This is a genomic window from Cellulosimicrobium sp. GQ32, from assembly GCF_059758455.1.
On the sequence record NZ_JCAXEP010000010.1, the window covers coordinates 37,805 to 59,192 of the forward strand.

At 74.4% G+C, this 21,388-nt stretch carries 18 protein-coding genes; 10 read left to right on the top strand and 8 right to left on the bottom strand.

The genetic code is table 11. The features are described 5' to 3' along the window. The first annotated feature begins 8 nt into the window (after positions 1-8). From AC6CH9_RS15790 to AC6CH9_RS15810, 5 genes are all read left to right on the top strand, one after another. Positions 9-4,262 (top strand): glycosyl hydrolase family 28-related protein, encoded by a 4,254-nt coding sequence (locus AC6CH9_RS15790; protein ID WP_498155746.1) that lies wholly within the window; start codon positions 9-11, stop codon positions 4,260-4,262. Between the two features lie 112 nt (positions 4,263-4,374). Next, positions 4,375-5,388, top strand: a complete 1,014-nt coding sequence (locus tag AC6CH9_RS15795) for an aldose 1-epimerase family protein (RefSeq protein ID WP_498155747.1) — start codon at positions 4,375-4,377, stop codon at positions 5,386-5,388. A 108-nt stretch (positions 5,389-5,496) separates the two neighbouring features. Continuing rightward, positions 5,497-6,237 carry a ThuA domain-containing protein gene (locus tag AC6CH9_RS15800; protein WP_498155748.1) on the top strand — a complete coding sequence of 247 codons (741 nt, stop codon included), beginning with the start codon at positions 5,497-5,499 and terminating at the stop codon, positions 6,235-6,237. Beyond that, complete coding sequence (locus AC6CH9_RS15805; protein WP_498155749.1) at positions 6,234-7,382, top strand: Gfo/Idh/MocA family protein; 1,149 nt, start codon at positions 6,234-6,236, stop codon at positions 7,380-7,382. The genes AC6CH9_RS15800 and AC6CH9_RS15805 overlap by 4 nt, the downstream gene beginning before the upstream one ends. A gap of 92 nt (positions 7,383-7,474) precedes the next feature. Continuing rightward, positions 7,475-9,154 (top strand): hypothetical protein, encoded by a 1,680-nt coding sequence (locus tag AC6CH9_RS15810; RefSeq protein WP_498155750.1) that lies wholly within the window; start codon positions 7,475-7,477, stop codon positions 9,152-9,154. A gap of 6 nt (positions 9,155-9,160) precedes the next feature. On the opposite strand, the gene AC6CH9_RS15815 is transcribed toward AC6CH9_RS15810, so the two are convergent. From AC6CH9_RS15815 to AC6CH9_RS15825, 3 genes are all read right to left on the bottom strand, one after another. Further along, a complete protein-coding gene (locus tag AC6CH9_RS15815; RefSeq protein ID WP_498155751.1) occupies positions 9,161-9,316 on the bottom strand; it encodes a hypothetical protein in 156 nt (51 codons plus the stop codon). A 392-nt stretch (positions 9,317-9,708) separates the two neighbouring features. Continuing rightward, the gene (locus AC6CH9_RS15820; protein WP_498155752.1) at positions 9,709-10,842 is read right to left on the bottom strand and encodes an RDD family protein; all 1,134 of its coding nucleotides are present in this window, start codon (positions 10,840-10,842) and stop codon (positions 9,709-9,711) included. Positions 10,843-10,910: 68 nt separating this feature from the next. Continuing rightward, the gene (locus tag AC6CH9_RS15825; RefSeq protein WP_498155753.1) at positions 10,911-12,149 is read right to left on the bottom strand and encodes an MFS transporter; all 1,239 of its coding nucleotides are present in this window, start codon (positions 12,147-12,149) and stop codon (positions 10,911-10,913) included. A gap of 66 nt (positions 12,150-12,215) precedes the next feature. Between AC6CH9_RS15825 and AC6CH9_RS15830 the strand changes: the two genes are divergently transcribed. Further along, positions 12,216-12,638 (top strand): MerR family transcriptional regulator, encoded by a 423-nt coding sequence (locus tag AC6CH9_RS15830; RefSeq protein ID WP_498155754.1) that lies wholly within the window; start codon positions 12,216-12,218, stop codon positions 12,636-12,638. 120 nt (positions 12,639-12,758) lie between these two features. On the opposite strand, the gene AC6CH9_RS15835 is transcribed toward AC6CH9_RS15830, so the two are convergent. Continuing rightward, positions 12,759-13,184 carry a winged helix-turn-helix transcriptional regulator gene (locus AC6CH9_RS15835; protein ID WP_498155755.1) on the bottom strand — a complete coding sequence of 142 codons (426 nt, stop codon included), beginning with the start codon at positions 13,182-13,184 and terminating at the stop codon, positions 12,759-12,761. On the opposite strand from AC6CH9_RS15835, the gene AC6CH9_RS15840 reads away from it, so the two are divergent. The 4 genes from AC6CH9_RS15840 (at position 13,183) to AC6CH9_RS15855 (ending at position 17,428) form a co-directional block, all read left to right on the top strand. Further along, a complete protein-coding gene (locus AC6CH9_RS15840; RefSeq protein ID WP_498155756.1) occupies positions 13,183-14,193 on the top strand; it encodes an aldo/keto reductase family oxidoreductase in 1,011 nt (336 codons plus the stop codon). The genes AC6CH9_RS15835 and AC6CH9_RS15840 overlap by 2 nt on opposite strands. Before the next feature lie 313 nt (positions 14,194-14,506). Further along, positions 14,507-16,120, top strand: coding sequence for an MFS transporter (locus AC6CH9_RS15845; RefSeq protein ID WP_498155757.1), 1,614 nt, complete (start codon positions 14,507-14,509; stop codon positions 16,118-16,120). A 5-nt stretch (positions 16,121-16,125) separates the two neighbouring features. Next, entirely contained in the window at positions 16,126-16,770 is a 645-nt protein-coding gene (locus AC6CH9_RS15850) for a DsbA family oxidoreductase (RefSeq protein WP_498155758.1), read from the top strand. A gap of 55 nt (positions 16,771-16,825) precedes the next feature. Further along, positions 16,826-17,428, top strand: coding sequence for a helix-turn-helix domain-containing protein (locus AC6CH9_RS15855; RefSeq protein WP_141388962.1), 603 nt, complete (start codon positions 16,826-16,828; stop codon positions 17,426-17,428). Positions 17,429-17,588: 160 nt separating this feature from the next. Here AC6CH9_RS15855 and AC6CH9_RS15860 read toward each other — a convergent pair whose 3' ends face one another. The 4 genes from AC6CH9_RS15860 to AC6CH9_RS15875 form a co-directional block, all read right to left on the bottom strand. Next, positions 17,589-17,924 (bottom strand): YnfA family protein, encoded by a 336-nt coding sequence (locus AC6CH9_RS15860; RefSeq protein ID WP_498155759.1) that lies wholly within the window; start codon positions 17,922-17,924, stop codon positions 17,589-17,591. A 391-nt stretch (positions 17,925-18,315) separates the two neighbouring features. Next, complete coding sequence (locus tag AC6CH9_RS15865) at positions 18,316-18,951, bottom strand: sugar O-acetyltransferase (protein ID WP_498155760.1); 636 nt, start codon at positions 18,949-18,951, stop codon at positions 18,316-18,318. A 115-nt stretch (positions 18,952-19,066) separates the two neighbouring features. Next, positions 19,067-19,792 carry a HEAT repeat domain-containing protein gene (locus AC6CH9_RS15870; protein ID WP_498155761.1) on the bottom strand — a complete coding sequence of 242 codons (726 nt, stop codon included), beginning with the start codon at positions 19,790-19,792 and terminating at the stop codon, positions 19,067-19,069. Between the two features lie 108 nt (positions 19,793-19,900). After that, positions 19,901-21,340 (bottom strand): NAD(P)/FAD-dependent oxidoreductase, encoded by a 1,440-nt coding sequence (locus tag AC6CH9_RS15875; RefSeq protein ID WP_498155762.1) that lies wholly within the window; start codon positions 21,338-21,340, stop codon positions 19,901-19,903. Positions 21,341-21,388 lie beyond the last annotated feature (48 nt).

Consider the following 21,388-nt stretch of genomic DNA (forward strand, 5'->3'; position numbering starts at 1 on the left):
TGTTGAGGATGAGCATGCATGCTGGAGCAGGACGGGTCGTCGCCACCGGCGCGGCCCTCGTCATGGCGGTGACGGGGCTCGTTTCCCCCGCCGTCGCGAGCCCGGTGGTCGACGTCGACCGCTACCCGGTCGGGGTGGGCGCCGACCTGTCGACGACCCCGCGCACGCACGGGATCGCGGTCGCGACCGCGCCGACGACCGGTACGCAGGAGACGGGCGAGGAGGGCGGTCGCGCGTTCTGGCGCACCGACGCCGCGGCCGGCGCCGAGCGGATCGCGCTCGACGTCGCGGACGCGTACGTCGGGCGCCTCGCCGACGTGCCCGGGTACCTCGTGGTGGACCACCGCGCGGGCGAGCAGGTGGTCGCGACCGCGGCCGACGGCTCGGTGCTCGGCGCGGGCGCGGGCGCGCCCGAGCCGGACGCCGACGGCGACGGCTGGACGTCGACCGTCGTCGCGCTCCCCGCCGGGGCGCTGGGACCGGGGACGGAGGCGGGCGGCGACCCCGAGGTGTCGCTCGCCGCTGCCGAGGGCGAGCTCTCCGTCGCGTCCGTGCGCGTCGTCGCGCAGGGCACGAGCGTGGACCTCGGTGCGACCGTCGCCGAGCGCGGGATCTCCGTCCGCGCGGGCGACGCGACGGCGGGACTCGTCACGGGGACCGCGGACGGGCGCGGGTACTGGCAGACCGGCCGTGCGCAGGGCACCAACTTCGTCTACGCGAACGTCTCGGACGCCTACGCGCTCGACACGCGTGACCGCGTGCTCGTCGACGCGACCGTGCAGCAGGGCGGCGGCGACATGTTCCTCCAGTACGACTCGCCGGGCGACACGATCCCGCACATGTTCAAGCCGTCGCCGCGCCTCGCGCTCGGCACCGACGGCACGTGGGTGTCGCGCTCGTGGTTGCTCGACGACGCGATCCTCACCAACCGCTCCAACGGCTCCGACTTCCGGCTCTCCGTGGAGGGGTCGCCGCAGGACGTGCGGATCGACTCGCTCGCCGTGACCGTCGTCCCGCGCGACGTCGACCCGGCGATCGCGCTGCGGCGCCTCGTCGAGCGCGCCGACGTCACGTACGCCGCCGCCCGCGAGGGCGAGCGCGACGGCCAGTACCCGGCGGGCTCACGCGCCGGGCTGCGTGCCGCGATCGACGCGGCCGACGCCGTCGCGCAGGACCCGGGCGCGAACGGCGACGCGGTGGACGCGGCGACGACCGCCCTGGAGGACGCGCTCGAGGACTTCCTCGGGTCGCAGGTGACGACCGACCTCGCGCGCGGCAAGCCCGTGACCGTGAGCTCGGGCGGCCCCGCCGCTGCGGCGACGGACGGGGACCGCGGCACCGCGTGGACCTCCGCGCGCGACGGCGACGCCGAGTGGGTCCAGGTCGACCTGGGCGCCGTCACCGAGATCGACGAGGTGCTGGTGCGCTGGACGCCGGACTACGCGCACGTCTACCGCGTGGAGGTGTCGACGGACGGCACGACCTACGACGAGGTCGCGAGTGCCGGCGCGATCGACGCGACGGGGGTGCGCACCCGGTTCGAGCCCGTCGACGCGCGGTACGTGCGCCTCGCGCTCGACGAGCGGGCGACGCAGCGCGCGACGTTCGCGCTGACGGACCTCGAGGTGCGCCGGGCCCCGGCCGTCCCGGTCGAGCCCCGCCTCGTCGAGACCGTGTTCCCGACCGAGGACGTCGTGGTCGCGGACCAGGTGGTCACGGACTTCGGCGCCGACCCGACGGGCGAGGCGGACTCCACCGCGGCGATCCAAGCGGCGCTGTACGCGTGCCAGGACGCGACGGGCGGCACGGTGTGGCTCCCCGCAGGCACGTACCGCGTCACGGGCACGCTCGAGGTGCTTCCGCACTGCACGCTGCGCGGCGACCACCCCGACCGCGCGGTCTCGCCTGACGCCGACCCCCTCGACGGGACGGTCGTCGTCGCGGACCTGCCGTCGGGCGACGACGGCCCGAGCCTGTTCCGCGTGGGCGGAAACGCCGGCGTCGTCGGCGTGACGACGTACTACCCCGGCCAGGACGCCGCGGACCCCGTGCCCTACGGCTTCACGGTCGAGCTCCCGGGCCGTGCGTGGCAGGGCGAGCAGAACTACATGATGAGCAGCGTCGAGCACGTGACGATGCTCAACTCGTACCGCGGCATCGGGATCTCCACGATGGCCCACGACCGCGGCGAGGGCGGGCCGGGCTCGCAGGTGCACGAGATCGCGAACGTGCGCGACGTCGTCGGGACCGCGCTCCACGAGGGAGTCGTCGCCTACAACGGCGCCGACGTGGGCACGTGGCAGGACGTCACGTTCGACAACGGGGTGTGGGCCGGCGCGGGCGCCGCGTACGACGCGCCGGAGCGCGCGGTCCTCGACGCGTGGACGCGCGAGCACGGCACGGGCCTGGTGCTCGGCGACCTCGAGTGGGACGAGTTCTCCGGGATCTCGGTCGCGGACTACGCGGTCGGCATCCGCATCGTCAAGGGTCAGCGCGCGAGCTTCACCGGCTCGTTCCTCGACACCGAGGTGCGCCGCACGGACGTGGCCGTCCAGGTCGAGGTCTCGGACGACCGCTGGGGCACCGCCTTCGCGGGCGGCACGCTGGAGGGCTCCGAGGCCGCGGTCCGCAACACGTCGGGCGGCTACGTCAAGCTCACGGGCACCGCCGTGAGCGGTGCGCTGGAGGGGACGGTCCACGTCCTCGACGGTCCGGACGGCGGCGTGCCCGCACGGCCGGAGCCGGTCCTCGCGCCGCGTCCCACCGAGCGCCTGGTCGACGTGACGAAGGCGCCGTACGACGTGCCGCGCACCCCGGGCCAGTTCTCCGACGTCGACGTGACCGACGCCGTCCAGGCGGCGCTCGACGACACCGCGGCCGCGGGCGGCGGCGTCGTGTACCTGCCCGCGGGCTGGTACACCGTGCGCGGGCACCTCACGGTCCCCGCGGGCGTGGAGCTGCGCGGCTCGGCGGGCGTCGCGAACCGCGACTCGCTCGAGCTGAGCGGCGGCACCGTGCTCCTCGCGTACGAGGGCGGCGTGGCGCCGGCGGCGCCGGGCGAGCCCGACCCGTCGGTCGGCGAGACGGCGTTCGTCACTCTCGCGGGCGAGGACGCGGGCCTGCGCGGGCTGCGCGTCTTCCATCCCGAGAACAACCCGGCCGGCCCGGACGGCGTCCGGTCCTACCCGTTCGCCGTGCGCGGCGACGCGCCAGAGACCTACGTGGTGAACGTCGGCCTGACGAACGCGTGGAACGCGATCGACCTCACGGCCGCGGCGGACGGGTTCCTCGTGCGCCGCGCGGTCGGCCTCTTCCTCTCCGAGGGCGTGCACGTGGGTGCCAACGAGGGCGGCACGGTCGAGAACGTGCTGTCCAACGGCAACGTCATCACGCGCCTCGCGTACGGGCTGCCGGGCTGGGTCGAGGGGGCCGACCTGTTCGGCCAGGTCATCGACCCGGTCGCGCGCGAGCGCGAGGTCCTCATGCGGGCGACCGGGTCGCAGGACCTCACGGTGCTCAACACGTTCGCGTACGGCACGCACGACGGCATCGTCGCGAGCGACGGTGCCGCGGTCCGGGCGTTCAACCTCGGGACCGACAACCTCGGCCCGGGCGGCCACACGGTCGACGCGGACGCGTCGAGCACGGTGAGCGTCGTCAACCTCATGCGGTTCAACGGCACCACGAGCCGCGGCCCGGTGACGATCGTCAACCCCCTCGCCATCCACATGGCGACGTCGGCGCTGGGCGTCGCGGCGGACGCCGCGGAGGGCGCCGCCGGGACCGTGCGCGTCGAGGGCAACGAGGCGGAGCCGGGCCGGTACGAGACCGGGAGCGCGGTGGCCGTGGTCGCCGAGCCCGCCGACGGGTCGGCGTTCGCCGGCTGGCGCGACGCCTCCGGCGCCGTGGTCTCCCGCGACGCGCGGTACGCGTTCGCGCTCGCGGCCGACACGTCGCTCACGGCGACGTTCGCCGTCGCGCCGACGACCGGCGTCGAGGTCGAGGCGACCGGGCGGTGCCTCGCGGGCCGTGCGTACGTCGCGGTCCGCGCCCGCAACGGGGGCGACGACCCCGTGGCGGTGCGCCTGGCGACGCCGTTCGGGGAGCGCACGGTCGACGACGTCGCACCGGGGAAGAGCGCCTACCAGTCGTTCGCGACGCGGGCGACGGCGGTCGAGGCGGGCGCGGCGCAGGTCACCGTCAGCGCGGACGGCGGCGACGTCGTCCTCACGGCGCCGTACGACGCCGTGCGCTGCGGCTGACGCATCCCGGCCGCGCACCCGCGCGGCCGGCACGACGGCGGGGTCCGGGGCGACCCGGACCCCGCCGCGCACGGACGGGCCCGCAGGAGGCCCGCAGGAGAGGACGCAGGACATGACGGCAGCGGGCGACGAACCCGGCACGATCCACGGGGCGGACCCCGGCGAGGTCCGGCGCCGAGCCGGATGGCTCGGCCAGGTCGCGCGCGTCGAGCAGCTCGTCGACGCCGACGGCCCGGCCCGCGGGGCGCGCCGCGTGCGCGTCGTGACGGGCGGCGGGCTGGAGCTCGACGTGCTGCCCGACCGCGCGCTCGACCTCGGTCAGGTGACGGTGCACGGCGTCCCGCTCGCGTGGATGGCCCCCGCGGGGCTCGCCGCCCCCGGGCTCTACCAGGGCGACGACTTCGGCAGGTCGTTCGGCGGCGGGCTGCTCGTCACGTGCGGCCTCGACCACGTCGGGTCGCCCACGGTGGACGACGGTCGCCGGTTCCCGCAGCACGGCCGGCTCACCGCGGTCCCGGCGAGCGTGGAGCGCGCCGCCGTCGTGGGCGACGAGGTCGTGGTCGAGGGCGTCGTCCGCCAGGCGTCGCTCCACGAGGAGCACCTCGTGCTCCGGCGCCGGGTCCGCGCGGGTCTCGGGGCGACGTCGGTCACCGTCGAGGACACCGTGACCAACGAGGGGTGGCGCCCCGAGCCGCACCTCGTGCTCTACCACGCGAACCTCGGGTGGCCGCTCGTCTCCGAGGCCGCGGAGCTCGACGTCTCGTCGCAGCACGTCGAGCCCGACGGGCCGGACGCCGTCGGCGACCCCTGGCGCGAGATCACCGCACCCGCCGACGGCTACCGCCAGCGCGTGCACCGGCACGACCTCGCGCCCGGGACCGGGCGCGCCGTCGTGACGAACCGCGAGCTGGGGCTCCGCCTGACCGTCTCGTTCCCGACCGCGACCCTGCCCGTGCTGTACCAGTGGAAGATGTTCGCCCCCGGCCAGAACGTCCTCGGGCTCGAGCCCATGAACGCGCCCGCGATCGGCGGCCGCGTCGCCGCGCGCGAGGCGGGCGTCCTGCCCGTCCTCGCGCCGGGCGAGTCCGTCTCCTACGCCGTGCGGTTCGACGTCGAGCGCGTCTGACCAGCGTCCCGCCCGGAACGTCCCGCACCGCGAGCCCGCGTGACCCCGCGAACCGTCCCCGACCCGCCAACCCGCGCGCCGCGCGAGTCCGCCCAGGAGGCCCGCCGCATGACCGACAGCACGTCCCCACCCACCGCCCTCGTCGTCCGCGGCGGCTGGTCCGGGCACCGGCCCGAGGAGACGACCGACCTGTTCGTCCCCTTCCTCAGCGCGCAGGGATACCTCGTGCGCGTCGAGCCGTCACCCGCCGTGTACGCCGACGCGCGCACCATGGCGCAGGTCGACCTCGTCGTGCAGAGCGTGACCATGAGCGAGATCAGCGCCGAGCAGGTCGCCGGTCTCGTCGCCGCCGTCGAGGCGGGCACGGGACTCGCGGGCTGGCACGGCGGCATCGTGGACTCCTACCGCGCGAGCAGCGAGTACGCGCACCTCGTCGGCGGGCAGTTCGCCCACCACCCGCGCCGCACCGCCGGCCCCGGCACGCCCCTCGGGCCGCTGCGCGGCGACGAGACGGACAGCTTCGTCACGCACACGGTGCGCGTCGTCCCGGAGCGGTCCCAGCATCCCGTCGTCGCCGGGCTCGACGACTTCGAGATCACCACCGAGCAGTACTGGGTCCTCACCGACGACTACGACGACGTCCTCGCGACGACGACCGTCGAGGCCCGGCCCGAGGACCCCTGGCACGACCCGACGACCTCGCCCGCCGTCTGGACGCGGCGGTGGGGCGCGGGCCGGGTGTTCGTGTGCACGGTCGGGCACCGGCCCGAGGACCTCGAGCACCCGACCGTCCGCACGATGGTCGAGCGCGGGATGCTGTGGGCGAGCCGGCAGGAGCACACGCTGTGACCGCCGAGGCGCGGACGCTCGAGGTCTCCGTCGGCGCGACCGGTCGTCCGGCGGGCGTCGGGATCGTGGGCTGCGGCGCGATCAGCGGCCAGTACCTCGAGACGCTGCCCCGGCTCGACGGCCTGCGGCTCGTCGCCGTCGCCGATCTCGACCCGGGTCGCGCGGCGGTCGTCGCAGCCGAGCACGGCGTGCGGGCCCGCACCGTCGACGCGCTCGTGCGCGACCCCGAGGTCGACGTCGTCCTCAACCTCACCACGCCCGCCGCGCACGAGGAGGTGGCGCTCGCGGCGGTCGCGGCCGGCAAGGACGTGTACGGCGAGAAGCCGCTCGCCGCGGACCGGGCCGCCGCCGCGCGGGTCCTCGCCGCGGCTGACGCCGCGGGCGTGCGCGTCGGGTGCGCTCCGGACACCGTGCTCGGGACGGGCGTCCAGACCGCGCGTCGCGCCATCGACGACGGCCTGCTCGGCACGCCCGTCGGGGCGACGGCGACGATGGTCACCGCGGGCCACGAACGCTGGCACCCGCACCCCGACTTCTACTACCTCGCGGGCGGCGGACCCCTGCTCGACATGGGCCCGTACTACGTCACCGCGCTCGTGCACCTGCTCGGCCCGGTGACCTCCGTGATCGGCGCGTCGAGCCGGGCGCGCGCCACGCGCACGATCGGCTCGGGTCCGCGCGCGGGCGAGGAGATCCCCGTCGAGGTGGACACGCACGTCACGGGTGCCCTCACGCACGCGTCGGGCGCACTCTCGACCCTCGTCATGAGCTTCGACGCGCCCGCGAGCCAGGCGCCGCCGATCGAGGTCCACGGCACGCTGGCCTCGCTCCAGGTCCCGGACCCGAACGGGTTCGACGGCGTCGTCCGCCTCCGGGGCGTCACCGAGGGCGCGGCCGACGCATGGCGCGAGCTCCCCGTGAGCGCGGGGTTCCCCGGCGCCGGGCGCGGGTACGGCCTCGCGGACCTCGTGGCCACGCCCGACGGCGCCGAGCCGCGCGCGAGCGGCCGGCTCGCCCTCCACGTGCTCGACGTCATGGAGTCGCTGCTCGACGCCGCGCGCACGGGTGCGCGCGTGGAGGTCGGCACTGCCGCCGACCGCCCGCGTGCCGTCCCGCTCACGACCGTCCCCGGCGAGAGGGGGTAGCTCGCCGACGCTCTGCACGAGACGTGACCGACCGTGCCGGGACCGTGACGACGACGTCGCGCCGGCACCCCCAGAGAAACGGACTTGAGCACATGAGCTTCACCCGACGTTCCTTCCTCGGCCTGACGGCCGCCGCCGCGGCGACCGCCGCCGTCGGCACCTCCGCCTCCGCCGTCGGCCCGGCCGCGGCCGCCCTCCCGGGCGCCGCCGTCGCGGCGAGCCCGCCCGGCGACGTCGTCGGCAAGATCACCGCCGGCTACCAGGGCTGGTTCGCGTGCCGGGGCGACGGCGCCCCCATCGACGCGTGGTGGCACTGGGCCCGCCAGGCCGACCAGGCGCCGTCGGCCACCAACACGGTCATCAAGTCGTGGCCCGACGTCCGCGAGTACACGACGACGTACCAGACCGCGTTCCCCGCGCTCGGCGACGGCCGCCCCGCGCGCCTCTTCTCGTCGTACGACCAGCAGACGGTCGACGCGCACCTGCGGTGGATGGCCGAGAACGGCATCCACACGGCCGCGCTCCAGCGCTTCGACCCGTTCGGCGGCGAGGGCCCGACGCGCGACGTCATGGCGAGCCGCACCCGCACGGCCGCCGAGCGCGCGGGCGTGAAGTTCTACGTCATGTACGACGTGAGCGACTGGTACGCGATGCGGAACCAGATCACGCAGGACTGGACGACGAAGATGTCGGCCCACGTGGCCTCGCCCGCGTACGCGCGGCAGAACGGCAAGCCCGTCGTCGGCATCTGGGGCTTCGGATTCGACGACGCCCAGCGCCCCTTCACGCCGCAGGAGTGCCAGGAGGTCGTCGACTGGTTCAAGGCGCAGGGGTGCTACGTCATGGGCGGCGTGCCGACGTGGTGGCGCGAGGGGACCGGCGACTCGCGCCCCGGGTTCGGGGCCGTGTACCGGTCGTTCGACATGATCTCGCCGTGGCTCGTCGGCCGGATCGGGAACGTCGCGGGTGCGGACGACTTCTACGCCCGGGCCACGGTGCCTGACCTCGCGGAGTGCGTGCGCCTCGGCATCGACTACCAGCCGTGCGTCCTGCCCGGCGACCTCCAGGAGGGTCAGCGCGCGCACGGCGACTTCATGTGGCGCCAGTTCTACAACCACGCGCGGGCGGGCGTCGCGAGCGCCTACGTCTCCATGTTCGACGAGTACAACGAGGGCAACCAGGTCGCGAAGACGGCCGCGACGGCGGCGGACGTGCCGGCAGGCTCAGGCATGCGCGCCCTCGACGAGGACGGCACGGCCTGCTCCTCGGACTACTACCTGCGCCTCACGAACGACGGCGGCCGCCTGCTCCGTGGCGAGATCGCGCTCACGGCCGTGCGCCCGACGCCACCCGTCGTCGGCGGCCCGGGGCCCGTGACCGGCCTGGTCACCCTCCGGTCGCGTGCGAACGCGCAGTACGTCCAGGCCCGGCAGACCGACGGCGGGACGCTCGTCGCGGCCGGACCGACGGTCGGGTCGTGGGAACGGTTCCGGCTGGAGGAGCTGGGCGGCGGGCTCGTGGCGCTGCGCGCCGAGGTCGACGGACGCTACGTGTGCGCCGAGGGCGCTGGGGCGCAGCCGCTCGTCGCGAACCGCGCCGCCGTGGGCGCGTGGGAACGGTTCCGGCTGGAGGACCTCGGCGGCGGCACGGTCGCGCTGCGCGCCGAGGTCAACGGCCGGTACGTGTGCGCCGAGGGCGGGGGTGCCCAGCCGCTCGTCGCGAACCGGACGGCCGTCGGGCCGTGGGAGACGTTCGACCTCGTCCGGCTCTGACCTGCCTCACCACCCGTTGGCGCTCCGGCGGATCACGTCGCGGCGCAGGTCCAGCAGCGCGGCGCGGGCGCGGCGGCGACGGTCGGCCGGGTCCACGGTGAGCTCGTCGCCCGGGTTGGCGCGACGCTGCGGCTCCTCGCGGGGACGCAGGTCCAGCGTCACCCCGAGCTCGGCGGGTCGGTGACCAGACGTCCGGTGGTCTGCCGTCCGGGTGCTTCCGGACGGTCCCGTCGGCGGAGCGTCTGCGCGACCGGTGGTCGACGGGGCGGAGAAGAGCGGGCGGTTGTCCGGCACGGGTGCCTCCTCGGGTCGCGGTCGCGCTGTGCGGCCGCGAGGTCGGGACGGATGCTGGTGCGCCGGGCTCGGGGCCCAGCGCACCCCCATCGTGCGACCGCGACGTTTCCCCCGGTCGTCCGAGGCGTTTCGGCAGTGTTGCAGCAAGTCCGTGCCGCTCTGAGAGGTCCCCGCCCCTGGCGCCGAACACGACACGGGGGTCGCTATCCGGCGGATAACGACCCCCATGTCGTGCTCGACAGCGGGTGAGGTCGTGCTCGTCAGGACGGGCCGCGACCTCCGCAGGAGGCGACCGTCTCGCCCTCGACCACGACCGAGGCATCCCAGCTCCACGCCGCCGGGAGCGCCGCGACGGTCGCGGCCGGGACGTGGACCCCGTCGAGGCCCGAGCCGGCGGGCGTCGGCGGGACGACCTCCCACTCGCTGCCGCCGTCCGCGTGCTGCTCGACCCGGAACGGCGACTCGAACGTGCCGAGCTCGTCGCCCTGCCAGGTCTCGAGGCGCAGGACGAGCGCGGCGTCGAGAGGCTGGTCGAGCGTGGCGTCCAGGTCGAGGTCGACCGCGAACGACGCGTCGAGGCCCGTCTCGTCCCCGGCCTCGTCGGGGAGCGGGCTCGTCCGGGTCACGCCCCACCGGCTCTCGGTGCCCGGCATCGACCAGCTGACGACCTGCACGTCGCCCACGGTCAGCGGAGACTCGTCCGACACCTCCGGGGTGCACGTCGCCGTCCACACGTCGCCGCCGGTGTACGACGCCGGGCCGAGGACGAAGACGACGCTCCCCACGGACAGGACCGCTGCCGCGGCGGTGACGGTGCGCGACGGCGTCGGGTCGCCCAGGCGGGTCCCCGGGCCGAGGAACGGCACGGGCGGCCGGACCTGGTGCAGCACGACCGTGCTGCACACCGAGTCGGCGAACGTCCGGCGCTGCGCGTGCCAGAGCGGGCGGAGGAAGCCGATGTACAGGATCGCGTCGAGGAGGTGGGCCAGGTGGCGCAGGACGGTGCGGACCAGCCCGGCGGGCCGCCCGGTCGCGTCGTGCACGACGACGATCCCCACCGTCCGCTTGCCGGGCGTCGCTCCGGTCCAGCCCTGGAGGGCGAAGAGCGCGGCCGCGGTGCCGAGAGCCCACCAGGTGCCGCCGGGGACCACGGTGCTCGTCGTCATGCCGAAGCTGATCGCCGGGAGCCAGGCCACCTCGTAGGCGGGCCCGACCGCGAGGAACAGCACCGTCGCGACGATCGCCGTGTCGAGCAGCGACGCGACGACCCGGCGGGACCAGCTCGCATACCCCTCTCGCGTCGGCTCCGGACCGAGTCCGGGAAGGGCGGGCTCGAGGTCTCCGGCTCCGACGTCGTGCGTCGGCCCCCTGCCGGTCGGGGCGTCGATGGCCACGCGCCGATCCTGGCAGAGACGCCGCCCGTCGGAAAGCCCGCCCGGATCCCGCCGAGCGGCGGAGCGGGTCAGCGGAAGGAGTGGCGCCGACCCGCGACGACGGTCGTCAGGACCGGGACCATGAGGGCGAGCGAGACCCACGGCAGCCCGGCCGGGCCGGCCACGGCGAGCGCCGCGCCGCCGACGGCCCCGCCCAGGGCGACGGACGTGTTCCACACGGTGACGAGCGCGGACTGCGCGACGTCGGCGCCGTCGCCCGCGGTCCGGGCCGCAGCGGTCGTGTAGAGGGTGCCGGCCCCGCCGAACGCGAAGCCCCACGCGGCGACGGCGACCACGACGACGGCCGTCGACGTCGGCGCGAGGCCGAGCACGAGCATCGCGAGGGCGAAGACCACGACCGAGCCCAGGGTGAGGGCGCGCAGGCGGTGGTCGATGAGCGCCCCGACGAGCACGAGCGCGCCGGCGGACGCCGCGCCGAGGACGAGGAGCAGGGCGCTGGTGCGCGAGCCCTGGCCGAGGTGCGCGAGGTGGACCGCGACGTACGTGTAGAGCGACGTGTTGGCGAGGACGTTGAGGCCGGTCACCAGCAGCACGGGCCGCAGCCCCGGTCGGCGGAGCACGGCGCGGACCGCGGGCTGCGCGCCTCGGGGCGTTCCCGCCGCGTCGGGGACGCCGAGACGGACCCACGCGAGCAGAGCGAGCCCGAGCACCGAAAGGACACCGAACGTCCACCGCCACCCGACGGCGGAGCCGAGCACCGCGCCCGCGGGCACCCCGAGCGTGAGGGCGAGCGGGCCGCCGGCCATGGCGATCGTCATGGCCCGCCCGACCCGGTCGGCGGGGACGATCCGGCGCACGTAGCCGGGCAGCAGCGCCCACGTGAGGCCCGCGACGAGCCCCGCGGCGAAGCGGGCGACGAGCGTCAGCGCGAACGACGACGACACCGCGGTGACGGTGTTCGCGACGACGAACCCCGCGACCGTCACGAGGAGCAGCGTGCGGCGGTCCCACCGCGCCGTGGCGCGCGTGAGCGGGATCGCGGCGACGATCGCGCCGACCGCGAACGCCGTGACGGTCTGCCCGGCGGCACCGGCTCCGACGCCGAGGTCGCCGGCCATGGCGGGCAGCACGCCCGCGGGCAGGATCTCGGTGAGCAGCGTGAGGAACCCCGACGCCGCGAGCGCGAGGAGCGCGCCGACCGGCAGCGCGCCGGGGCTGCGGGCGCCGGAGGCGGGGCGAGGGGCGCCGGCCGACGCGGTGCCGGGGTCCGGGACGGTGGCGGTGGTGGGTGTGCTCGTCGTGGACATGGGGTTAGCATCGATGTCTGACATTGATGTGAAGGTCAAGCGACACGACCAGGTGAGGTGGATCACGTGCGGATCGGCGAGCTGTCCCGGCGCACCGGGACCCCGGCGCGGCTCCTGCGGTACTACGAGGAGCAAGGGCTGTTCACGCCCGAGCGGGCCGAGAACGGCTACCGCGAGTACGGCGAGCACCTGGTCGACCGCGTGCTCCAGATCCGCGGCCTGCTCGAGGTCGGTTTCACGACCAAGATCATCAAGGAGTTCCTGCCCTGTCTCGGCAAGGCCCCCGAGATCCACCTGCACAACGCGTACCCGGACAAGATCGAGCTCCTCGAGACGGAGCTCGGCCGCCTGGAGGACCGCATCCGCATCCTCGAGAAGAACCGCGACGCCATCGCCGACTACCTCGAGCGCATCCGTCCGTTCGCCCAGCGCCCCGAGGACCGCCTCCCGGCGCGGTCCGCCGTGACCGCACCGGCCGCTGTCGTCTAGGACGCGGCTCCCCCACCCCGGAGCCGGCCCTTCTCGCGGGAGCCCGGCGTCGGCCGTCTCGGAGCGAGGTCAGCTCGTCCGCTCTCCAGCCTGAGGCGCAGCGGCCGCCTCGGGCCGCCGTCACGCGATGCGGTTGTCGTAGTCCTCGCGGCTGGCGAACACGTCGTCCATATGGTCCTGCGCCCAGGACTTGAGGGCACGCATCGTGTGCTGGAGGGAGACCCCGAGCTCGGTCAGCTCGTAGGAGACGGTGACCGGCACGGTCGCGATCACGGTGCGGGTCACCAGGCCGTCGCGCTCCAGCGAACGCAACGTCTGGGTGAGCATCTTCTGGCTGACTCCGGCCAGTCGGCGGGAGAGCTCCGAGAAGCGCATCGGCCGGGCTTCGGCGTCGGGCCCGGTGCAGGCGTCGCCCAACGCCGCGAGGACCAGCGTGACCCACTTGTTGGAGAGCCGGTCGAGCAGCTGGCGGCTCGGGCATGCGGCCAAGAAGGCGTCGTACTCGGCCTTCGCGTGGACGCGTTGCTGAGCCGCGGTCATCGTCATGATCGTTCCTCCTCGCGACGCCGAGGTGCCTTACGCACTTTCGGGTGCCTACTTCCGTCAAGAAACCACACCTTGCATCCTGGCATGCCAGCGCTCGCACGACGAGCACTCCGACCTCGAACCGAAAGGCAGCCCCTTGAGCACTGTTTCGACCACGCTCCCCGGCGGCACGTGGACTCTGGGCGACCTGCCCGTCACCCGCTTCGGATACGGCGCGATGCAGCTCGCCGGCCCCTGGGTGATGGGGCCCCCCGCCGACCACGACGGCGCGCTGGCAGTCCTGCGTGAGGCTGCCGACCTCGGAATCACTCACCTCGACACGAGCGACGCCTACGGTCCGCGGGTCACCAACGAGCTGATCCGCGAGGCGCTGCACCCCTACGCCGACTCGCTGAACATCGTCACCAAGGTCGGCGCCGACCGCGACGCCCAGGGCGGCTGGCCCACTGCCCGACGGCCCGAGGACCTGCGTAGGCAGGTCCAGGAGAACCTCGCGTCGCTCGGGCTGGACGCGCTCGGCGTGGTCAACCTGCGACTGGGCAACGCCCAAGGTGCCGTCCAGGAGCCGATCGCCGAGGCCTTCGCGTCCCTCGTCGAAATGCAGCAGCAGGGCCTGATCCGCCACCTCGGGGTCAGCAACGCCACCCCGGAGCAGGTCCGTGAGGCGCGGTCGATCGCCCCGATCGTGTGCGTGCAGAACATGTACAACCTCGCGGTGCGGCACGACGACGACCTGATCGACGACCTGGCGCGCGACGGCATCGCCTACGTGCCGTTCTTCCCCCTCGGGGGATTCACGCCCCTGCAGTCCTCGGTCCTTTCCGCGGTGGCGGGACGGCTGCACTCCACCCCGATGGCCGTGGCGCTGAGCTGGCTGCTCCAGCGTTCGCCCAACATCCTGCTCATCCCGGGTACCAAGTCGGTCGCGCACCTGCGCGAGAACGTCGCCGGCGCCGCCCTCACCCTCTCCGCGGCAGACCTTGCCGAGCTCGACCAGATCGGACGCTAGGCGTCGCACGCTGCGAGGGCGTGTCTCCAGACCTCTCACCCGAGGTGTGGAGACACGCCCTTGCTGCGTCCACAGGTCGGTTTCTCCACGGGCATCCGTCAGCTCGCTCCGCCCGGAGCGGCACGGCGCCTACCGACTGGGGGTTTGCCGATCAGCAAGTTTCCTTGCCGCCCTCTGTCCCAGGCCCACATGCTCGGTCCAGTCGCCCTCTCTCTCGTGAGAACGACCGACCCGCGCTGACAAGGACCGGGTCCACGTCGGGCACGACCTGTCCGCGCCGCGATCTCGCGCGCCCTCCACCGGAAGGACTCCTATGACCTCGCCCCCCGTCACGACAACAGCCGACGGCTCGTCGACGATCGACGACCCGCGCCGACGCCGTTCGATCCTGCTCGCGGTGAGCCTTGCGCTCATGGCCGTGGTCGCCTCGGTGTCTGGGCTGAACGTCGCCCAGCCGCACCTCGCGCTGGAGTTCTCCGCCTCGCAGAGCGAGGTGCTGTGGATGATCAACACCTACACGATCACTCTGGCCGCACTGTTGCTGCCTCTCGGTGCCGTCGGGGACCGGTGGGGCCGCCGACCGGTTCTCTTGAGCGGCCTCCTCGTCTTCGGCGTCGCGAACGTCGCGGCCGGTCTTGCGCCGACCATCGGAGTCATGGTCGGTGCGCGGCTTGCGAGCGGTGTGGGCGCCGCGCTCGTCATGCCGGTCACGCTGTCGGTGATCACGTCCACGTTCCCCGACGGAGAACGGTCCAAGGCCGTCGGAGCATGGACCGCGGTCGCCGGCGGCGGCGGGATCCTGGGCATGTACCTTTCGGCACTGTTGGTAGATGTGGCCGACTGGCGGTTCCTGTTCGTCCTGCCGGTCCTGCTCGTTGTCGCCGCAGGTGTGGTCGCGCTGCGCTCCGTGCCGAACTCGCGGGAACATCGGACGCACCGATACGACATCGTCGGGGCGCTCACCTCAGTCGTCGCCGCGGTCGGGTTCACCGTCGCGCTGCACGAGGGCCCTGAGCGGGGATGGTCTGCCCTGGTACCGAGCGTCAGCCTCGTCCTGGCGCTCGCAGGCGCGGTGGGCTTCGTGCTGTGGGAGCTGCGCACCCCTGCGCCCCTGTTGGACGTCCGCCGGTTCCGCACTCGGGGACTGTCTAGCGGGTCGACCCTTCTGTTGGTGATGTTCGGGGTACAGGCCGGCGTCTCCCTGGTGCTCTACCCCTTCTTCCAGGTCGTGCTCGGCTGGACCGGGCTGCTGTCGACCCTCGCCATGATGCCGATGGCACTGCTCATGATGCTGATGTCCGGTCTTGCTCCTCTCGTCGCCGCTCGCGTGGGCGCCCGGGCCACGATGGCTGCCGGCGTTCTGGTCGCCGGCGCAGGGCTCGCGACGATGGCCTCGCTCGTGTCCGTGGAGGGCGGCTACCTCACCGTCCTGCCGGGGCTCGTCGCCATGGGCCTGGGCATGGGACTGGCCATGACTCCTTCTACCGAGGCCATCACGTCCTCCCTGCCACGCGAGCAGCAGGGTGTGGCCTCGGCCCTGAACGACCTCACGCGCGAGCTCGGCGCGGCTCTCGGCATCGCACTGCTCGGGGCGCTGCTGACCGCCGGCTACCGCACCGCGGTCGAACCGCAGCTGGTGGGCGTGCCTGCCGCGGTCGCCGACGACGCCCGAGACGGGATCGCCAACGCCGTTGCCGCCAGCGCGGACGCGGGCCCCCTGGCCGCCCAGGTCGTCCGCGCAGCTCAGGAGTCCTTCGTCACCGGCTGGCAGCAGTCGATGTGGATCGGCGCCGCCGTCATGGCAGCCATGTTCGTCTTCGTCCTCCTCCGTGGCCCGCAGCGAGGACCCACGCTCTCTGCCCCGACGCCCGAGCCGTCGCTCGAGACCGACGCCGACCAGCCCAGCCACCCGCTCACCGCGAAGTGAGCGCCATGGCCGACAACACGCCCACGCCCGTCCAGGTAGAGATCTGGTCCGACCCCCAGTGCATCTGGTGCTACATCACCCAACCCCGTCTCCGCGCGGCGGTGGCCGACTTCGGCGGTCAGGTCGAGGTCACTCACAGATCTTTCGATCTCAGCCCGCACGCACCCGTCGACATCGACCGAGACGCGCACGTGCGCAGCCACAGCGCGATGCCGCCCGACCGACGGGATCGCGTCCTCGGCCGGCTCGCCGAGCTCGCGCGCGCCGAGGGTCTCACCTATCGACCCCACCACACCCAGCCGACGAACTCCCACCTCGCGCTCGAGCTCCTGCACCATGCAAGCGCGACGGGACGACGCGCACAACTGACCGAACGACTGTTCACCGCCTACTTCGCCGAAGGGCGTCACATCGGGCACCTCGAGGACCTCGTCACCCTCGCTGCAGAGATCGGCCTGGACCCGGACCACGCCGCGAAAGCCCTCGTCGAACGTCGGCACGTCCGCGCCGTGGACCGCGACACCGAACGCGCCCGCTCGCTGGGCGCCACGGGTGCGCCGTTCATCGTCATCGACAACACCTGGGGCCTGCCTGGGGCCCAGTCCAGGCAGACCTACCTGATCGCCCTCGAACGGGCCGCGACCTCTTGACCACGCCCTCATGACCCCGACCGCCGAGCAGCATGCGCGCTGGCAGACTGACCGTATGCCCGCCGACACCGACCGCACCCTCGACGCCGTCGGCGCACGCCTGAAGCTGCTCCGGCAGCGACGCGGGCTCACCCTGGCCGAGCTCGCCGACCAGACCGGCATCTCCGTCAGCACGTTGTCCCGCCTCGAGGCGGGGCTACGCCGACCCACCCTCGAGCAGCTGCTGCCCCTCGCACGCACCTACGGCGCGACACTCGACGAACTCGTCGACGCCCCGGCAACCGGCAACCCCCGGGTCAACCTGCGCCCCATTCCCTGCGCGGACGGCTCCGTCATCCTCCCGCTGACACGCCGCCCGGGCGGCATACAGGCCTACAAGTTCATCCTCCCCACCGGCGACGACGACAAGCAACCCGAGCTGCGCACCCACGAAGGACACGACTGGGTCTACGTCCTCAACGGTGCGCTCCGGCTCGTCCTGGGCGAGCACGACCTCCTCCTCGAACCCGGGGAGGCCGCCGAGTTCGACACCCGGACCCCGCACTGGTTCGGCGCCACCAGTGCGGGCCCCGTCGAATACCTCAGCCTGGTCGGACGACAAGGCCAACGCGCCCACGTCCGCGCTTCGTCCGAGCGCGACCGCCACGCCCACCCCTGAACGGGCGTCGTCGTGACGGCGGCGCTTCGTGGAGCACTCGGCCTCGGCGGCACGCCCGACCCGCGTGGGGCCCGGTGGGCTGCACGCGGACGGTGGCTGGAGGTGACCGCCACCCACGACCGCGGTCCGCAAGGCCGGGTGTCGCCGCTCGGGAGAGGGGCTAGTCCGGGCGGGGGGCGTACATGATGACCGCGACGCCGACGAGGCAGAGCAGCGCGCCGACGACGTCCCAGCGGTCCGGCCGGAAGCCGTCCACGACCATGCCCCACGCGAGCGACCCGCCGACGAACACGCCGCCGTAGGCGGCGAGGATGCGACCGAAGCTCGCGTCGGGCTGCAGTGTCGCGACGACGCCGTAGAGTCCGAGCGCGACGACTCCCGCCCCGATCCACAGCCAGCCCCGGTGCTCGCGCAACCCCTGCCACACGAGCCACGCCCCACCGATCTCCAGCAGCGCGGCGAGCACGAACAGCGGGATCGAGCGCGCGAGGTCCATGCGCGCCAGCGTAGGCGAGCGTGCGCGCACACCCTGGGGGTCCCGAGTCCGGGTGCGGCCGGCGCGGGCCGCGTGGGCGCTACCGCCGGACCTGCTCCAGCGGCTCCGCGAGGCGCGTGCACTCGCTGCACCGCAGCCGTCGTGCCGTCCGGACCACGGGGTTCCCCACGGAGCTGGAGGGGACCTCGATCCGCACCTCTCGCGTGTGCTCCGCGCACGTGGCTGCGCCGCACTCGCTGCACACGGCCGTCGCGACCCGTCCGTCGCGGGAGGTGGTTCCGCACTCTGCACACTGCATGAGTCCTGCTCTCCGCCGGCACCGGCGCCGGCTGTTCGGGTGAATGCGTCGTCGAGCGCCCCGGGGTGTCGTCGCCCCGGCGCGCGGGCTGGTTCAGCGAGAGGTGGTGTCCTCGGGGACGGTCGTGATCGCGCGGACGGGACGGCACGGGTTCCCCACCGCGACGACGCCCGCGGGGACGTCTCGCGTGACCACGGACCCCGCGCCGATGATGCTGTCGTCGCCGATCGTCACGCCGGGCGTGATGGTGACCGAGCCACCGATCCACACGTTGCTCCCGATCGTGACGGGCTCGGGCCGCTCCCATCCCTCGCGGCGGCGGACGACGTCCTCGGCGTGGTTCGGCGTGTAGATCGAGCACCGCGGCCCGATGAGGCAGTCGGGACCGATCGTGACGAGGCCTCCGCCGATGACCATGAAGTCGGCGTTGATGAAGGTCCGCGCGCCGATCAGCAGACGGTCGCCGTAGTCGATCGTCAGCGGCGGGCGGAAGTCGATCCCGTCCTCGGCGCCGGGGACGAGCCGGTGGAAGAGGCGGCGCGCCTCGTCGACGTCCTCGAAGTACACGCTCCCGATCCGGGCGCACGTCGCGTGCGCGTCCCGGGTCAGCTCCTGGAGCGCCGGCGACGTGCGGTAGCGCAGCCAGCCGCCGGAGAGCAAGCTCCGGAGGTCCTCGTCCGCGGCGGCCAGCTCGGCCATCCTCGTCGTCGGCTCAGTCGTGCTGGTCATCGGACTCCCTCGTCGCGGATTAGTATTTCCGTTAAACATATAGGTCCCCGCGGCGCGACGCAAGACCTCTCGGCACCACCTCTGTGCCGGCGCCGGGGCGGCTCCGGTGCCCCGGTCAAGCCGTGCCGTCGAGCACACGGCGCAGGCGCGCCTTCTTCTCGTTCTCGCGCACGACCCACGCCACGTCCGGGTCCGACGACCCGCGCAGCGCCGCGAACCGCGGCACGCCGGCGGCCGGGTCACCGGCGACGGCGACGCTCCAGCAGTACCCGAGGGCCTGGCGCAACGTCCGCACGTCGGCGTCGCGGCGTGCGTCGGAGGGGAGCGCGCCGATCGAGGCGGTCGCGGCCGCGCAGGCGTCCAGCGCGGCGGTCGCGGACGCGGGGTTGCGCAGGAGGCGCGGCTCGCAGACCCCGGCGACCGCCGCGCGTCGGACCAGCGGGTCAGGGTCAGCCACCCACGACGACACGAGCGCGCGGAGCGTGGCCGGCTCGGCGTCGCCGATCCGCTGGAGCGCCATCGCGGCGGCCTCGCGGACGCGCCACGACCCGTCCGAGGCACGGGCGCGCAGCCGGTCGGTCGGCTCCGCGCGCGCGTCGGCGGGGGCCTCGACGACGAGCCGGCCCAGCCCGCACGTGCCGCAGCACCGGAGGTACTCGTCGGGGTCGTCGGCGAAGGCGCGCACCAGGTCGGCGGGCGCGACGTCGGCGAACGCGCCCAGGAGCTCGAGGTTCGCCCGGGGCCCCGGGAGCCCGGAACCCGCGGCGAGGTACGCCCGCACCGCGGCCGGGTCGCCGTCGAGGGCGCGCAGCGCGGCCCGGTGCTGCTCTCGCACGCTCATGACGACCACGCTAGGACGCGGCGCCCCCGTTCGACAGGGTCTTTGGGCCGGGCTCGGCCGGGTTCGGCCGGGCGCGGCGGAGCCGTCCGAGGGCGCCTGCCGCCGGGCTCAGCGCAGCGGGTCGAACGCGCGGATCTCGTCGGGGGTCTCGCCGGTCGTCACGAGGTGGGAGAGCGCACGGCCGGTGGCGGGCCCGAGCACCATGCCCCACATGCCGTGGCCGCCCGCGACGTAGACGCCGGGGGTGCGGGTCGCGCCGACGAGCGGCAGGCCGTCGGGCGTGACGGGGCGCGAGCCGACCCACTCGTCGTGCCGGTCGTCGAGGTCGACGCCCTGGAACAGGTGTCGCACGGACGCGAGGATCGCCTCGATGCGGCGCGGCTGGAGCGGCTCGTCCGGGCCGCGGAACTCCATGGTGCCCGCGATGCGGAACCGCCCCTGGTACGGCGTGCACGCGACGCGGCGCGCGGGCAGGTAGATCGGCGTCTCGACGGGCTCGTCGGTCTTCACGGTGAACGAGTAGCCGCGCCCGGCCTGGACGCGCGTGCGCACGCCGAGCGGCGCGGCGAGCGTCGGCAGCCACGCGCCGGTCGCGAGCACGACGGCGTCGCCGCGCAGCACGACCCCCTCCTCGCGCTCGGTGGGGGACCCGGCCCGGCGGGGTGCCCCGGCGTCGGGCCCGACGCCCTCGCCCGCGCCGGACTCCCGGCTCGTCCCGGCCGCGCCGACGAGGGCGGGGTGCGCGGCGGCGTCGGGGTGCACGGCGCGCGCGAAGACGCACGCGCCGAGGCGGCCGGGCTCGACGTCGAGCACCTCGAGCCCGGTGAGGATCCGCCCGCCGCGGGCGCGCACGGAGTCGGCGAGGGCGTGGACGAACGGTCCCGGCTCGAGGAAGCGCTGGCCCTCGAGCGCGTAGACGGTGGAGACGCTGTCGGTGAGCTGGTGCGCGCGCTCGCCGGCCTCGACGCGCCGGAACGGGACGGTCTGGCCGGCGCCGGCGACGTGCTCGAGCTCGCGGAGGAACGGTCGCGCCTCGCGCACGTGCTCGAACGCGACGGTGAACGGCCCGGGCGTGGTGCCGGCCTCGACGCCGTGCCCGAGCCTCCCGCCGCCGGCGAGCTCGTCGAACGCGTCGAGCGCGACGCGGTCGATCGGGGTGAGGGCCGCCATCGCGTGGTCCCAGCGGCGCTGCGTCGCGTGCGCCATGAAGCGCGCGAAGAACGTCCACAGTCGCGGGTCGAACCGCAGCGGCACGTGCAGGGGTGCGGCGGGGTCGAGGAGGGCGCGCGGTCCGTACGTCCAGAGGGACGGGTCCGCCAGCGGCATCGCCATGCCCGGGGTGAGCCACCCGGCGTTGCCCCACGAGGACCCCGCGGCGACGCCCTCGCGGTCGACGACGGTGACCTCGACGCCCTGCTCCTGGAGGTGCCAGGCGGTGGCGAGGCCCACCATGCCGGCGCCGACGACGACCGCCGTGCGGGGCGCTCGGCCGGGCGACGCGGACCGGGCGTCGCGGGTGCGGGGACGGGAACGGGGGGTCGTGCTCACGCCGGGCTCCTTCGACCGACGCCCGCCTCGCGGGTGGCGAGGCGGGCG